Annotated in this window: 14 protein-coding genes; 10 read left to right on the forward strand and 4 right to left on the reverse strand. The window is 34.9% G+C overall.

What is annotated here, in order from left to right; translation table 11 throughout:
• The first annotated feature begins 438 nt into the window (after positions 1-438).
• From CG11_RS07020 to CG11_RS07065, 10 genes are all read left to right on the forward strand, one after another.
• Positions 439-1,377 carry an NAD(P)-dependent oxidoreductase gene (locus tag CG11_RS07020; RefSeq protein ID WP_052594530.1) on the forward strand — a complete coding sequence of 313 codons (939 nt, stop codon included), beginning with the start codon at positions 439-441 and terminating at the stop codon, positions 1,375-1,377.
• Positions 1,378-1,451: 74 nt separating this feature from the next.
• Positions 1,452-1,979 carry a dTDP-4-dehydrorhamnose 3,5-epimerase family protein gene (locus tag CG11_RS07025; RefSeq protein ID WP_052594532.1) on the forward strand — a complete coding sequence of 176 codons (528 nt, stop codon included), beginning with the start codon at positions 1,452-1,454 and terminating at the stop codon, positions 1,977-1,979.
• A gap of 243 nt (positions 1,980-2,222) precedes the next feature.
• Positions 2,223-3,161, forward strand: coding sequence for a glycosyltransferase family 2 protein (locus CG11_RS07030; RefSeq protein ID WP_052594534.1), 939 nt, complete (start codon positions 2,223-2,225; stop codon positions 3,159-3,161).
• 221 nt (positions 3,162-3,382) lie between these two features.
• Positions 3,383-4,468: a non-hydrolyzing UDP-N-acetylglucosamine 2-epimerase gene (gene wecB, locus CG11_RS07035; protein ID WP_052594536.1), complete on the forward strand. Its 1,086-nt coding sequence runs from the start codon at positions 3,383-3,385 to the stop codon at positions 4,466-4,468.
• Between the two features lie 52 nt (positions 4,469-4,520).
• Positions 4,521-5,651: a hypothetical protein gene (locus tag CG11_RS07040; protein WP_052594538.1), complete on the forward strand. Its 1,131-nt coding sequence runs from the start codon at positions 4,521-4,523 to the stop codon at positions 5,649-5,651.
• A gap of 46 nt (positions 5,652-5,697) precedes the next feature.
• A complete protein-coding gene (locus tag CG11_RS07045; protein WP_052594540.1) occupies positions 5,698-6,579 on the forward strand; it encodes a T9SS type A sorting domain-containing protein in 882 nt (293 codons plus the stop codon).
• Between the two features lie 33 nt (positions 6,580-6,612).
• Positions 6,613-7,488, forward strand: a complete 876-nt coding sequence (locus CG11_RS07050; protein WP_052594542.1) for a glycosyltransferase — start codon at positions 6,613-6,615, stop codon at positions 7,486-7,488.
• Between the two features lie 55 nt (positions 7,489-7,543).
• On the forward strand, positions 7,544-8,794 hold the full coding sequence (locus tag CG11_RS07055) for a hypothetical protein (protein WP_052594544.1): 1,251 nt from the start codon (positions 7,544-7,546) through the stop codon (positions 8,792-8,794).
• Between the two features lie 102 nt (positions 8,795-8,896).
• On the forward strand, positions 8,897-9,823 hold the full coding sequence (locus CG11_RS07060; protein ID WP_052594545.1) for an NAD-dependent epimerase/dehydratase family protein: 927 nt from the start codon (positions 8,897-8,899) through the stop codon (positions 9,821-9,823).
• A gap of 1 nt (position 9,824) precedes the next feature.
• Entirely contained in the window at positions 9,825-10,340 is a 516-nt protein-coding gene (locus CG11_RS07065) for a hypothetical protein (RefSeq protein ID WP_052594547.1), read from the forward strand.
• An 11-nt stretch (positions 10,341-10,351) separates the two neighbouring features.
• Here CG11_RS07065 and CG11_RS07070 read toward each other — a convergent pair whose 3' ends face one another.
• The 4 genes from CG11_RS07070 to CG11_RS07085 all read right to left on the reverse strand — a co-directional run bounded on the left by CG11_RS07070 (position 10,352) and on the right by CG11_RS07085 (position 15,002).
• Positions 10,352-10,765: a DUF3293 domain-containing protein gene (locus CG11_RS07070; RefSeq protein ID WP_052594549.1), complete on the reverse strand. Its 414-nt coding sequence runs from the start codon at positions 10,763-10,765 to the stop codon at positions 10,352-10,354.
• The gene (locus tag CG11_RS07075; protein WP_052594550.1) at positions 10,749-11,627 is read right to left on the reverse strand and encodes a hypothetical protein; all 879 of its coding nucleotides are present in this window, start codon (positions 11,625-11,627) and stop codon (positions 10,749-10,751) included. The genes CG11_RS07070 and CG11_RS07075 overlap by 17 nt, the downstream gene beginning before the upstream one ends.
• Before the next feature lie 2 nt (positions 11,628-11,629).
• Positions 11,630-12,685, reverse strand: coding sequence for an NAD(P)-dependent oxidoreductase (locus tag CG11_RS07080; protein ID WP_052594551.1), 1,056 nt, complete (start codon positions 12,683-12,685; stop codon positions 11,630-11,632).
• Between the two features lie 721 nt (positions 12,686-13,406).
• Positions 13,407-15,002 (reverse strand): CTP synthase, encoded by a 1,596-nt coding sequence (locus CG11_RS07085; protein ID WP_052594552.1) that lies wholly within the window; start codon positions 15,000-15,002, stop codon positions 13,407-13,409.
• Positions 15,003-15,054 lie beyond the last annotated feature (52 nt).

A 15,054-nucleotide genomic window follows, 5' to 3' on the forward strand; every position in this document is an offset into this window, starting at 1 on the left:
TTGATTATTTTCTCTTGATCTAAAAAACTTTTTTAATAACATTTGGGAGGTTAAAAAGATTTTGATTTTTATCCTATTAAATTCACCTAAGTAAGAAAATCCAAATCTAACTAAAATTAGCAACAAAAGTAAGATTTTATTTTGCAAGACAAGAATTTATAAAAATATTCCTAGTAGAACTTTATTATCTATGAAAAAACTTTCAACTTCGCAAAAACAACCTTGTCTATTTTTATTAATACTCCGTTGATTCGTTCGCTGCTACTGCGTGGTACTTCATGAGTCTTTGTTAATGGTTCCGCTCTGTGGTATTGTATGAGTGCTTCAAAGTTGATTATCAGCTTTTCGCCTTTACAACCAAGATATGTTTCACTAATAATCAAACCAATACGACTTTTCGACGGAATTATATTTTTATCACAACTTATATCATTTGCCATGAAGATTGCTATTATTGGTGCGACATCCTTCTTAGGAAAAACACTTATCTCTGAACTAAAAGAAGGTCAACACGACTTGCATTTGTTTAGTAGAATCAATTCTTTTGATTGGATGCCAAGTCTTTCTTGGACTTGTTACAATTATCCTTCTATCGCTTTAGACTATCCCCTATTAATGGAATTTGATATAATTTATTATTGTGCAGGAGCAGGAATACAACCCAAACACCAAGACAATAACCAACAAATTTATGAACTCAATGCCTTTGAACCCATTCGACTAGCAACGGCATTAAAAGATAACAACTACAAAGGTAAGTTGATTACGTTTGGCTCCTATTTTGAGATTGGCAATCACTCCGAAGATCGTTCTTATACAGAAAAAGAACTGGTCACCCATACCAACCCCCTACCCAATGCTTATTGTACTGCCAAAAATCTATTAACTCGTTTTGTAGACACCGAGTTGCGAACACCGCACAATTTGCCATTTGTTTTTCAACACTTTGTACTAACCAACATTTATGGAGCAACAGAAAATGACAATCGATTGATTCCTTACATCATTCAAAGTAGCCTAAAAAAAGAACCTCTTAGCTTTACTGCAGGAACACAACAACGCCAATATACGCACATAAGAGATGTTACTTATTTTTTAAACGAGCATATTAATAATAATCAATCAGGTATTTTTAATCTTACAACGAATACCGTTATTAGTGTCCGAGAAATGATTGAAAAAGTCCTTCAAGTAATCGAAGAAGAGTTGGAGATCGTACCGCAAGCAAATTTTGGCACGGTAGATAAAAGAGATATCAGTATGAAATACTTAGCTTTAAATACTTCTCATCTACAAAATTGTTTTAATTTTGACCCTCAAATTAGTCTAGAACAAGGTATTAGAGAATATATTATATTATATACTCGAACAGCATAAATTCATTTTAGCCTCGGCAGAAATTATCTAGTCTACTTACAAACAACTAGTGGACAGATAAACGATATAAAATTATGGAGCAAATCAATACTTTACTAAAAGATGTACAGATTATCAAAAGCCCTGCTTTTTTTGATGAAAGAGGTGGTTTTATCAAGCTTTTTAATCAACAAGCTCCTATTTTAGAGCAGTATGAGATAAAGCAAGTTAACTTTGTGCAAAATAAACAAAAAGGTATTATTAGAGGATTGCATTATCAAACGGGAACATTTGCGGAATCAAAATTTTTTCGAGTCTTGACTGGGAGAATACAATTGGCTTTTGTTGATTTGAGACAAGCTCCTTTTAACCATCAAAAGGCGAGTACATTTATCTTAGACAGTCCTGATATAGGAGTTTTGGTTCCTAGAGGCTTTGCCACAGGTTATCTTACGTTAGAAGAAAACACAGATGTCCTATACTATTCTGACAATGTCTACGAGCCTTCTGCTGAACAAGGGCTTCGTTGGAACGATCCTCTTTTTAAAATACAGTGGCTAACCTTTCAACCCAATTTATCACAAAAAGACAAAGCTTGGGCTAACTTTGCTACTACTATTTAATAATACTTCGTGGCTTTTTTCGTTTTTTACAAAAAACAAAAAGCAGCTTTACATTAGTTTGATAACCGATAAATTGCACACTTGTTACACTTTGCGCTAATGCCTTAATTACTAAAATAATATAAATATTATTTTTTATCTTTTTGGTAAAAAGTAACGAACTACTAATTTAGACAACAAGCTTTTATTTTTACCATACTCTGCTAATTTTTTAAACTCTAAACGGCTTATTAATATTCGACTATGCTAATTGATATTCTTATTCCGACTTATAATCGTTCGGAAGATTTGATTTATAACTTGACACTTATTCAAGAAGAACTGATCCAGCATCAATTGTTGGATAAAGTCAAAGTTATCATCTCAGATAATTGTTCTCCTGATAATACTCAAGCAGCAACCAAAGAATTTTTGACTCAAAAAAATGCTAACTTTGTAGTAGATTATTATCGTACCGAAGAAAATATTGGATTAGAAAAAAATGCCGTTCATGTTCTGAGCAAAGCCAGTAGTGATTTTGTGATGTTCTTGGGAGACGACGATTATTTAGACAAAGGCTACCTTAATTATTGCGTTGAGAAAATTAATCGTGTTGAGAACCTAGGATGTATCATTACTGGAATTGTACAAATTGACAATAACCTCAAGGTAATTGGTCACCCTAGACCTACTGATTTTGAAGAAGTTGTTGGAGATGCAGGCTATGAGTCAATGCTCAAATATTCACATTTGGGACATCAACTATCTGGCTTATTACTCAAACGCAACAATTTATTAGAAGAGTATTTAGCCACCAAAGAGAACCGAAATATCTATTTGTTTATTTATTTTGTGACCAATCGGATTGAAAAATATACGGTTATTTATGTTCCTAAATTTAAAACTCAAGTTAAAATTTTAAATGCAAAAGATTGGGATTATAACCAACTAGGGCTTTTGGACGAAGTATTCAAATCATATTATCCTTTTATAACCACTCAAGGAGAAGAGAAAGTGAAAAATCTTTTGATTCATTTTTGTCGATTGCACTCCTATCGTTTTGGTATAAAAAAAGGACAACCAAATCGCTTGTATCAACAATATAAAAAGCTATTGAGTATTGTGCCTCCATTAAAGAATTTTGCCCAAGAGTTAAGAACCTTACTTTTGAAAGAATATATCCTTTTGTTTATTAGAAAATAAGTAAGAGGTCAGAAAAAATAAGAACAAAAAATGGGATTATTTTTTGCTAATCAAAGAAGAAAAAGAAAGGCTTAGCGAGCTAAAACAAGTTTTTCTGATGAAGCGTAGCGCAAAAATAAGGCTCTTTTACTTGTTATTTTTTTGAACGATTACTTAACAACCATATCTTAGAACAAACTTTAGTCTATATTAAATATTGACGATTAAAAATAGAACACTTTATGAAAATTACATTAGTAGCGGGAGCTCGACCTAACTTTATGAAAATAGCTCCTATTATTCATGCTATCAAAAAGTCCAATGCAGCGCATAATTCAGGTATTGAATATCGCTTGATTCATACAGGACAACACTATGATCAAAAGTTAAGTCAATATTTCTTTGATGACCTCAACATCCCTCATCCTGACGCCAATTTAGAAGTAGGTTCTGGCAGCCATGCGGTACAAACGGCCAAAATTATGATTGCTTTTGAACAAGAATTATTGGCCAATCCTTGTGATTATTTGTTGGTTGTTGGTGATGTTAACTCTACCTTAGCATGTACGTTGGTTGCTAAGAAAATGGGAATTACAGTTATCCATGTAGAAGCGGGGTTGCGGTCTTATGACTTGAGCATGCCTGAAGAAATTAATCGTATGGCAACAGATGCCATTGCAGATATTTTCTTTACGACAACACCTGAAGCAGGTTATAAACTAACTAAAATGGGTTGCGATACAGATCGCATTTATTTTGTAGGCAATGTTATGATCGACTCTCTTATTAACAACCTTCAACGATTGCAACAACCTTCGGTTTGGAAGGATTTGAATTTAAAAGGAGGAGATTATTATTTAATGACCTTGCACCGTCCTTCTAATGTAGACGAAGAAAAGAACTTACAGCAACTCATTGCGCTGCTAGGAGAACAAGCTGCTGACAAACCTATTCTTTTTCCAGCACATCCTCGTACACAAAAACAATTGCAAGCAATTGGACTCCCTGACAATGTGCACATGGTAGAACCAATGCGATATTTAGAGTTTATTTACATGGTCAAAAATGCATTTGCTGTATTGACTGATTCTGGAGGGATTCAAGAAGAAACCACCTATTTAGGTGTTCCTTGCTTTACATTGCGAGAAAATACAGAGCGACCAGAAACCATTACAGTAGGCACCAACGAATTGATTGGAACCAATCCTGATCATATTATTAAAGCCTTCAAAATACTAAAATCAGGCAATTGGAAAAAAGGAAAAATTCCTTTGTTGTGGGATGGTCATGCCTCCAATAGAATTGTGGAAGAACTGCTAGGAATGTAACCCAATAAACACTCGTTCCACTAAGTAACGATAAAATTGAGAATTATAACCAATGAAATTAGAGAACCAAGTTATATTAGTAACCTCCAATGAGCCTTGGGGAGACCTTTGGTATTCTAAGCAAAATTATGCTTACGAATTGTCCAAAAACAATACGGTTTATTTTATAAATCCTCCTACCAAGTGGCGTCCTGGAAATTTATTTTCAAATCCAATTACAGAAGGGAGTTACAATGAGAATTTGCATTATATTAATTATGAGAATTTCTTGCCCTTACGCAGCAATTTTTTAAATAAATTAAACAACAAGTGGGTCTCTAAACATTTGAAAAAATATTTTGAGAAAAAAGGCATCACAGATACTATTCTATGGGCTTTTGACCCTCTCAGATTGTTTAATCACAAAGAGTTGGGTTGCAAGTTTGGTATTTATCACTGTGTTGATTTTTATTATTTTCAGTATTTGGGAGAGTACGAATTGTGCCAAAACTCTGATTTGCTTTTTGCGACTTCTCAGCGTTTTTTAGACGATTATGGCGACTACGATGCTCCTAAATATGTTGTTCCTCATGGTATTTCCACCGAAGAATTTGAGACCAAGCAAGAAGAACTAGACAATCTAGATATTGATATTCAAGACTATGCATTGTATGTTGGTGTCATCGACCATCGGATGGATTTCTCTTTATTGGAACGTGCCATTCAAAAATTTCCTGACGTGCCTTTTTTATTTGTAGGTCCTTTGCGGTTGTACCATCGCCCTATCAAAGAAAAAGATCTAGCAGCAGCCAAGCGCATCTTTGAGGAAAAAAAATATGCTAATTTGCATGCTATTGGCTCTAGACACTTTAAGACACTCAAAAATTATATCAAAAAGGCTAAATTCTGTATCTCGTTTATGGATATGGAGTACCATGCCAATACCGTTCATCATCACAAAACATTGGTCTATCTAACACAAGGAAAACCAGTTTTTGGTCCCATTTTTAGCGAGTACAAAGACTTGGGGAATATTATGTATATGGACAATGATCCCGATGGGCAGTTAAATTTGATTGCTAATTTCTTAGAGAATGGTGAGGCTCCTGAATTAGAACAACTTAGGATTGAGCATGCTCGGCAATATACCTTTGAAAATGTTTTGGCTAAGGCGAGCAAGTTGGTGGAGCAACATAGTTCGTAAGTTTACGTATAATGCTATGTCCCCACATCATACCAAATACATCATCATGCAAAAAAAAATCTTTTACACACTTTTATGTTGTATAATTAGTAACTTGTGTGCCGCCCAAAACTATACCTCTTTTGATTTTAACAATGGTCTGTGGGAAGAAGAATATTATCACATGCAACATCAACGTTCTAGGTATAATTACTATATAGATGGGGACACGGTCATCAATAACCTTACTTATCAAAAATTATACAGGATTGGAGAACTTACCTATTCTTACGGAACAACGTATGCTTCATGGCATAGTTTTTCTACCAATATGGGCTTTATCCGAGAAGATAATAACAAAAAAGTGTACCACTTACAGGGTAATATAGAAGAACGTTTATATGATTTTGACATAGCATTAGGGGATACCGTTTCAATTCCTACAATTGCATACTCGTATGATAGTGCTATTGTGGTTGCTGTAGATAGTGTTTTTATTTGCTCTACCATGCGTCAGCGTTATAAATTAGATCCTATTGGAACACAGTTAATGCATGATCTCTATTGGACAGAAGGCATTGGCAGTTCTCATGGTCTTATTCCTAGGTATAGCTGGTTTGAGAGTGGGGTGATACATGTTTGTTACTCAGATAGCACTTGTGCTACTCCTTGCTCAAACTTTCTGTCTACTATGAAAGTAAAAAGTCAACACTCAAAACTAGCTACGGTATATCCCAACCCAAGTTCTGAAAAGAGCATTATTCAGCTTAACAACGAAGCTACTACGACTAAAATTCAAGTGATCAACAATATTGGGCAAGTCATCTTAAATAAAAGGACTAATAACCAAGAAGAACAACTTGATTTGAGTAGTTGGCCGATAGGTCTTTATGTTATTAAATTAGAATACGACCAATATATAGAAACACATTTTTTAATCAAAGAATAAATAGTTTTTGCCAAACAGCGCATTATACCTTTCATGAAAGACATTTTAGTTTCTGTAATCATACCAGCCTACAAAGCAGGGCAATACATCGAAGAGACCATCCAAGGGGTTTTAAATCAAACCCATGATAATTTTGAATTAATTATTGTAGACGATGGTTCGCCTGACAATCAAGCAGAAGTTATTGCACCTATTGTTGCCTCAGACAATCGCATTCAGTATATCAAGCAAAAAAATGGCGGTGTTTCTTCTGCTAGAAATCATGGTTTTAGGCTGTCTAAAGGCAATTTTTTAGCTTTTCTAGATGCAGATGATATTTGGCTGCCGAATAATCTAGAGGTAAAATTGGCTAAATTTGCCACCGACAAAGCATTTGGTTTGGTTCATTCAGATATGGCGATTATGGATGGCAATTCACAATTAACTGGGGAGACCAAAAGCGGGAAAGAAGGATATATTTTGGATGATTTATTGTCGTGGAATGGTACTTGTGTTCCTACTCCAAGTAGTATTTTAGTGCGACGAGAAGTCGTAGAAAAAGTTGGTGGCTTCGACCTAGAATTATCCAATGCTGCCGACCAAGAATTTTTCTTTCGAGTTGCCAAAGATTATAAAATAGGTCGAGTACCTGAGGTCACTTGGTGGTATCGAGTACATGACAACAATATGCATAGCAACATTCCTGTTATGGAAAAAGATGCCTTACTCGCCTATCAAAGAGCCGAAGAAAACAAATTATTTAAATCAAAAGCATTTCGAAATCAGTGTTTTGCCAACATGTATTTAATTATGGGGGCTTCTTGGTGGGGAGATGGCCACAATAAGTCCAAAGGAATGCAATATTTATTAAAAGCCATTACTACCCATCCACCGGCTGTTGGAAAAGTATTTAAAAAGCTGTTTTCTTAAACAATCAATGAATCCTCACCTTAAAAGTTTTATTTTTTAACCTTCATTAGCATTCATGGCTGTATCTAAGCAAAAACCGTCTATTCTTATTTGTGCATCGCATAGTTTCAAAGATCCATTGTTTAATGGGTTGATGTATCAATACATCTTAGAACACCAAAAAGCATCTCAATATGCCTATCGGTATCATATTGTAACAGAAGAACAAGCTGCTTATGCCCTTTCCTCTGGAGAACAAGCAAAGCTTCAAGCTCAATTAAAAGAACAAGACTTGTTTTGGCACCCCATGCCCTATCGAGGAGGGAAATTTATTTTGTTTAAGAAACTATGGAACTTCATTGGTTTGTTTTTCAAAATATGGGGCATCAAGCGTAGAGAAAAAGCAAAAGTTATTATTGGTTTTTTAGCCATTGCGGGGGGCTATGCTTATATTATTTCTAGAGTATTAAGACTTAAGTTGATGGTTTTTTGCTTTGAACCGCATAGCTTATACATGAAAGAATTTGGCATTTGGTCAGGGAGTTCTTTAAAATATAAAATCCTAAACAAAATCGAATACTTGCAAGCTACTCGTGCCGATTATGTAACAGGTCCTACGATTCATACCATCGAATTGCTAAAAAAATGGCAATCTAAGGCTAAGTTGTTTAGAGTTCCAATTAGTGTTGACACTCAAAAATTCACCTTTTCAACTCAAGATCGTCAACGTATTCGAGCACAATATAATATCCCTGAGGATCGTTATGTAATGCTTTATTTAGGTAAGTTTAATGGGATTTATTATAATGAAAAAGAAGTTGCTGATTTTTGTAAACGACTCGTCCACTTTGACCCTAGCATTTTTATTTTCACCATCTCGCCAACCCCTTCAGAAGCTGTTGAAAAGGCATATCTAGAAGCAGGTTTGGGCAAGCGTGACTTTTTAGTTTTAAATAAAATTCCTTACGAGGAAATTGAAGGATATATTTCGGCTTGTGATATGGGAATTGTTGCTATTCCGCCTTTGGATTCTCAAAAGTATCGTACCCCCGTCAAAATTGGCAATTACTTGGCTTGTGGGATTCCTTTTTTACTAAATAGAGGGATTGCGGACGATGATATCATGGCAGAAGAAGAAAATGTGGGAGTAGTTTTCGAAAGTTTGGATGCCAAAGATTTTGCCCCTCCTTTAGCGACCTTAAAAAGGTTTATGCAAGAAGACAAGTTGAGCCTTCAAAAACGCTGTAGAGCAGCTGCAATAAAGCACCGAGGCATCCAAAACTCGGTAGAAGTACTTGATAAAATGATTCAAGAAGTGTATCCATAATTATGAAAACGACCAAGTACTTGTAAAGTCATTCAAAACTAGCTACTGTTTATACTTTTTGTAAGAATTAGTAGCCTATTCAGAGTATCAATAGTATAAAATATGGCAAATATATTTGTTACCGGTGGAACAGGCTTTATGGGGTCTCATATTGTTGAATTATTAGTACAACAAGGACACCAGGTTACGGTATTAACATCTAGCTCCAGCATACACCCCAATATCCAACATTTACAAGCTCAAATAAAAATTGTTCGAGGTGATTTTGGCAATTATCAATTGGTTTTGGAACATCTAAAAAACATAGATATCATTGTCCATATTGCTTGGACAACGGTTCCCAAAACAGCTTCCGAAAATCCAATTTATGATGCTCAAACGAATATTATTGGAAGCATACACCTTTTAGAAGCTGCGGTAAAAGCCCAAGTCAAAAAAGTAATTTTTGTATCTACAGGCGGCGCACTCTACGGCGTCCCCCAATATACTCCTATTGACGAGGCACATCCCATTCGTCCAATTTCTGCTTATGGTATTTCAAAGATGGCTTTTGAACGTTATTTGCATTTCTTTTATCAAAATAAAGGTTTAGATTATAACATCTTTAGAATTGCCAACGCTTATGGCACCCGTCAAAATTTAACTAAAAACCAAGGAGTAATAGGCATTTGGTTGCAAAAAATAAAAGAAAATCAGCCTATTGAAATTTGGGGCGATGGTTCCGTAGTCCGTGATTATATTTATGTGACAGATGTAGCTCAAATTATTGCCAAAGGAATTGCATATCAAGGCAAAGACAAAGTATTTAATGTAGGTTCTGGGCTAGGATATTCTTTAAATGAAATTTTGGAAGTTTGCCAAAAAGTAAGCCAAAAAACACCAAGTGTTACTTATTTAGATGGTCGTAGTTTTGATGTTCCTGTTAATATTTTATCTATTCAAAAAGCACAAGAACAACTTGACTGGCAACCTCAAATTTCGATTGAAAAAGGAATTGAAGCTACTTGGGACTGGTTAATTTCTATATAATATGGAAGAACATGAAATTTTAGATCTTAAATCCCCCCAAAAGCACCTGCCTAGTTGGCTCGTTCGTTGGCAGTGGCACTTTATACATGCTGGAATAATTATCGGTTTGCATTTTTTTGTTGCCTTTTGCTTGACCTCTATACTGCCTATCTTTCCTAGAGTTATTGCAGATATGATTAGCTTTCTTTTGTTAATCATCATTATTTTTGGCACTTGTGGTATTAGTATTTATATCTGTAAAAAAGGTTATCGTTGGTCTTGGTTAACAGCATTGATATTAGGTGCTTTTGTTTTTTTTTGTTGTTTTGTCTACACTATGAGTAATCTCGATTATTGGGTGGATATATTCACAAATAAGTTGCAAGATTGGACAACCTTTTCGGATAAAAAATTAAAAAACATATTAGAAATTGTCGTTGTTGGAATTGTATACAGTTTCTGGGCAATTATTAGTTTTGAAATTTTAGTGCTTCTAGGACATGTTATATCTCAATTAACCCACAAAGAAGAAACATAGAGTCTTATGCGCTATACTAGCCAAACCAATTGAGGTGCTCTATTCTCTCCTCCATAAACAATTGCATTCTGTTGATATTGCCTCCCTATCTCTTTCCCTGATTCCAACGATAAATTACAAACAAAATAACTTTTTTCAGCCTCCCAGCTTGAATTATCAGGTACACCATTCGCCTCAAAGAAGATACACTTTGTATCTATTAAAGTCTGCTTTAATTGTTCATTATTTGCTTGATTCATTTCCAAAGAGCACTCTTTAGAATAAGGATTATAGGCAGTGATAATTGCCCAAGTCTTTATACCTTCTCTTTCACAAAACGATAGGAAGAGCTCATTCTCTTTTTTTATCCTAAGTTGGTATATCTCTTCTTGGTTATAAACTTCGTAAGTAGTACTTAAATATGCTTGTTCAAGAAATGTGTTCATGATTATTAATATTTGTTAAGGTTAAACTTAGAAATGGATCCCAGTTGTCAATAATAACAGCTTGCACTTGTCCGTCTTTTTCAAAGACATCGACACCACTCACTTCTTTAGGCAACAACATGATTTTTTGCGCTGCAAATGGTCTTTCAGCTGGCGGAACCCATCCATAATTTCCTTTTGTATACAACTCGTTGTTTTTGTCCCTCAAATGCTTCCCAAAATTCACCCAACAATTTTGGCCTCTAGTTTCGGTTGTCATGGCAGCCCTTGCTAGTGGACTTAACATTCGAATATGAGTTACCCATGCTAAATCTTCTCCAATAGGACCAAAGCTATAACCATAGGTTGCATGACCAAAAATATCATGAACAATTCGAAAAACATCGTTGACTAAAAGTTCATATCCTTTAATGCAAATACCCGTATTCTGAAGCATTGGATTATTAAAATCCAACACACCTTTACCAAAGCCATTCGTTGTTTTGAAAAAATACATATGATAGTTATAAATGTCTTTTACCATTTCCAAACTATTCTCATAAGGTTCTCCTTGTCCATCATACGGCTCAAACTCAATATCCATTTCTCTAATAATAAAATAGAATTGTTGCAAGATTTCTTTTGCTAGTGCTTTATAAGCCACTTTAACAACTTTACTTTGAGGATTATTGACACCGACTTCGTAGGCATCTGCTATTTTCATTCCTACAGAAAAAGTCATTCGTTCTCTATAGACAAAATTGTAATGCGGAATTTTATACGTATTCTTGTAATCTGTTTTTAACTTATTTAACAATGGGTAGGGATCATTTTTTAATGTTTTAATGTGGTAAGCCTTTACCAACTCTTTTAGCTTATTCATTTTTAAATGTATTCTTTTTCATTAAAAATAGATTCCCATTCAGCCACAATTTCTTCTGCCAAAAAACTAGGAAATGGATGAACTCCATTGTCTAAACGAGCAAATCTTAATAAATCTACTCCTAGATTATGTGCATAAAACACAGGGTCCAAATACCTCATCAAAGTTGGCTGATCGACAAAGAAGTTGATAGGGCGCTTTTCACACATAACACCTTTTTTTTCAAAACCATAACCAAACTCATCTTCACCACCCATGTTTGCCAAGTATTTAGCTTTGAATGCTTTAGGATTATACCTATCTGATATGACGTTTTTAATCCCTGTTGCTGTGACAATAGCAAACATTTGTGAAGCTGATGCTTCTACATTTTTTTGATCGTCCGCAGACAATACCTTAAATCCAGCATGAAAAGCTTGCGCTATATGCTCCTGTTTTTGTTCTACAACCGTAATATCTTGAGTATAATTTTTCAAATGGTGGGCAATTCCTCTACCAACTTTTCCATAACCAAAAACCATCATCTTTCTCCCCTTAATGTTCTCTTGTGTCAGCTCCAAAAAGGCTCGAACAAAAGCCTCTCCAGTTCCTAAAACGCCTTCTAAGTGCTTGATTTTACTTTGGTCTACAGAAATGACAGGATAATCAATTTCAGCTGCTTTGTATTTATTCGTTCCTGTTCCTGTGATTTCTACCCCTCCAATACTAGGGCTGGTTTTATCCAATAATTCGGCCGCACAATCCATTGTAATATCAAATGACTGATGTCTTATTTTTTCAATAGGCACCCAATCTCCTCCAGCTTGTACAAATTGATGGACAAGCTCTCTATCTACCTCCATAAAACTAGGAGAGGTTACAACAAGATCAGCCCCTCCCACATATAGCGTTTCAAGTTTTACAATCGTCTCTCTGGTAAAAGGAATATTGTGTAAAATGCGCAGGTCTTTATAAGGCAAATTTTTGGCAACTCTTTTGAGCTGCTTTTGAAGGAAGGGATACTGTCCTTTGTCAAAATACCCTTTTTGCTCGTTGATAAATTGATGTATTGATTCCATTGTCAATTATAATAATTCTAATAATATTTAATAATCTAACCAAGTCACTCTTAGGCATAGTAGTTCCTGTCTTCTCAACAGTACGTTGTTGGAAAATAAGCTACTTTAACCTGTAATATTCAGTAGTTGTTATTGACAAAACCTCATTGACATGCATTAAAACATTATAACATATTCTATACACATCACTGATCTTACGACATAGAATTATACCTTTGAAATTAGGCTATAAAGTCAATTATAAATTGAAATTTTCCTAAATTCAATAACATACTACTGAAAAATAATTACTATTTAATATTATAGATTAAGGCAAGTTGCTATAGATCGCTTACATTTTTAAATTGAAAAAAGTTTCTAATCCCAAAATGTATGCGCCAAAAGGCTTGAAACATAGCAGTAGGAAATATCTATAAATATTAGTTGGGGGGCTGATATTATTTCAATGAAATAATATAATACAAGTGGTTTGGGATTTTTTGTGGCGAGCTTATAATATAAATTAATTGGCTGCCAACATATTTATCATTATTTAATTGTCCTTGTTTGCAATATATAACTAATTATCTCTTAGTGCAAACTATTTTATCAATATAAGTATTGACAAAATAGATATAAACATTACAAATAATTAAAACCCAACAATTAAGCAACAAAAAAACTGTCTATAAGATAATCCCATAGACAGTTTTCTAAAATAAGTAATTATAAGCTTTTGTATTTATTTCCCACAAGCAGCAATAAAGTCTACAAACAAAGGATGTGGTTTTTCTACTGTACTTTTATATTCAGGATGAAATTGTACCCCTACAAACCATTTGTGATCAGGGATTTCAACCACCTCTACCAAATTGGAGTCTGGATTGATTCCTGTTGGAATTAGCCCAGCTTCTTTTATTTTTTCTAAATAGTCGTTGTTAAACTCATAACGATGACGATGGCGTTCTTGAATTGCCTTGCGACCATAGATACTACGTACTCGTGAATCTTTTTCCAAATGGCAAGCATAGGCTCCCAAACGCATTGTCCCTCCTTTTTGATTGATGCCTTTTTGAGCTTCCATAAGTCCAATGACAGGATGTTTGGTCTGCTCGTTCATTTCTGTTGAAGAGGCATCTTTTAAATCCAACACATTTCTAGCAAATTCGACAACGGCACATTGCATTCCTAGACAAATTCCAAAAAATGGGAGGTTGTTTTCTCTAGCATAACGAATAGCGTGTATTTTTCCTTCAATGCCACGTTCTCCAAAACCAGGTGCTACTAGGATTCCATTCAATTCCTTAAATTTCTTTTCAACATTATTTCCTGTAATTTCTTCCGAAGCAATTGGCACCACATGCACCTTGCACTCATTGGCAACCCCAGCATGAACAAAAGCCTCTAGGATGGATTTATAAGCATCTTGAAGCTCAATGTATTTTCCAATCAATCCCACACGAATTTCGCTAACAGGGTTTTTCATATGCCCCAAGAAAGCTTTCCACTTTCTCAAATCGGGTTCTCTTCGATCTGCTAGACGAAGCATAGAAATAACCGTGATATCTAACTTTTCTTTCAACATCAAAATCGGCACATCGTAAATACTGTCCGCATCTCGTGCTTCAATAACAGCATTGGGTGACAAGTTGCAAAACAAGGATAATTTTCTACGAATATTAGAAGATAAAGGATGTTCTGTACGACAAACCAAAATATCAGGTTGTACCCCTGCACTCAACAACTCCTTAACAGAATGCTGTGTAGGCTTTGTTTTTAACTCTCCTGCTGCATTCAAATAAGGAATCAACGTCAAATGAATGACCAAACAATTATCAGCACCTAATTCCCAACGCAACTGACGAATCGCTTCTACATAAGGTAGTGACTCGATGTCTCCAACGGTTCCACCTATCTCAGTAATAACAATATCGTATTCTCCTGTATTTGAAATCAATTGCATTCTGCGCTTAATTTCGTCTGTGATATGCGGAATGATCTGAACTGTTTTTCCTAGATAAGCCCCTTCACGCTCTTTATTAATAACAGTTTGATAAATTCTACCTGTTGTTACATTATTCGCTTGAGAAGTTGGTATATTTAAAAAACGCTCGTAATGTCCTAAATCCAAATCGGTTTCAGCGCCATCGTCCGTGACAAAACATTCTCCATGTTCGTAAGGATTTAACGTTCCTGGATCGACATTGATGTAAGGATCAAATTTTTGGATGGTGACAGAAAATCCACGTGCTTGCAGTAATTTAGCCGTAGATGCAGCAATAATTCCTTTTCCGAGAGAAGAGCTTACGCCCCCCGTTACAAAGATGTACTTAGCCATGATTTAATTGCAAAGAATTAAGAAGTTTGAATCAATTGCGCGCAAAACTACC

This window comes from Aureispira sp. CCB-QB1, assembly GCF_000724545.1.
In the GTDB taxonomy this organism is placed as follows: domain Bacteria; phylum Bacteroidota; class Bacteroidia; order Chitinophagales; family Saprospiraceae; genus Aureispira.

What these genes read in the sequence shown, in the direction of transcription:
- CG11_RS07025 (WP_052594532.1), top strand. Translation starts at nt 1,452, where the DNA reads ATGGAGCAAATCAATACTTTACTAAAAGATGTACAGATTATCAAAAGC.
- CG11_RS07060 (WP_052594545.1), top strand. Translation starts at nt 8,897, where the DNA reads ATGGCAAATATATTTGTTACCGGTGGAACAGGCTTTATGGGGTCTCAT.
- CG11_RS07040 (WP_052594538.1), top strand. Translation starts at nt 4,521, where the DNA reads ATGAAATTAGAGAACCAAGTTATATTAGTAACCTCCAATGAGCCTTGG.
- CG11_RS07065 (WP_052594547.1), top strand. Translation starts at nt 9,825, where the DNA reads ATGGAAGAACATGAAATTTTAGATCTTAAATCCCCCCAAAAGCACCTG.
- CG11_RS07085 (WP_052594552.1), bottom strand. Translation starts at nt 15,002, where the DNA reads ATGGCTAAGTACATCTTTGTAACGGGGGGCGTAAGCTCTTCTCTCGGA.
- CG11_RS07050 (WP_052594542.1), top strand. Translation starts at nt 6,613, where the DNA reads ATGAAAGACATTTTAGTTTCTGTAATCATACCAGCCTACAAAGCAGGG.
- CG11_RS07030 (WP_052594534.1), top strand. Translation starts at nt 2,223, where the DNA reads ATGCTAATTGATATTCTTATTCCGACTTATAATCGTTCGGAAGATTTG.
- CG11_RS07020 (WP_052594530.1), top strand. Translation starts at nt 439, where the DNA reads ATGAAGATTGCTATTATTGGTGCGACATCCTTCTTAGGAAAAACACTT.
- CG11_RS07080 (WP_052594551.1), bottom strand. Translation starts at nt 12,685, where the DNA reads ATGGAATCAATACATCAATTTATCAACGAGCAAAAAGGGTATTTTGAC.
- CG11_RS07045 (WP_052594540.1), top strand. Translation starts at nt 5,698, where the DNA reads ATGCAAAAAAAAATCTTTTACACACTTTTATGTTGTATAATTAGTAAC.
- CG11_RS07070 (WP_052594549.1), bottom strand. Translation starts at nt 10,765, where the DNA reads ATGAACACATTTCTTGAACAAGCATATTTAAGTACTACTTACGAAGTT.
- wecB (WP_052594536.1), top strand. Translation starts at nt 3,383, where the DNA reads ATGAAAATTACATTAGTAGCGGGAGCTCGACCTAACTTTATGAAAATA.
- CG11_RS07075 (WP_052594550.1), bottom strand. Translation starts at nt 11,627, where the DNA reads ATGAATAAGCTAAAAGAGTTGGTAAAGGCTTACCACATTAAAACATTA.
- CG11_RS07055 (WP_052594544.1), top strand. Translation starts at nt 7,544, where the DNA reads ATGGCTGTATCTAAGCAAAAACCGTCTATTCTTATTTGTGCATCGCAT.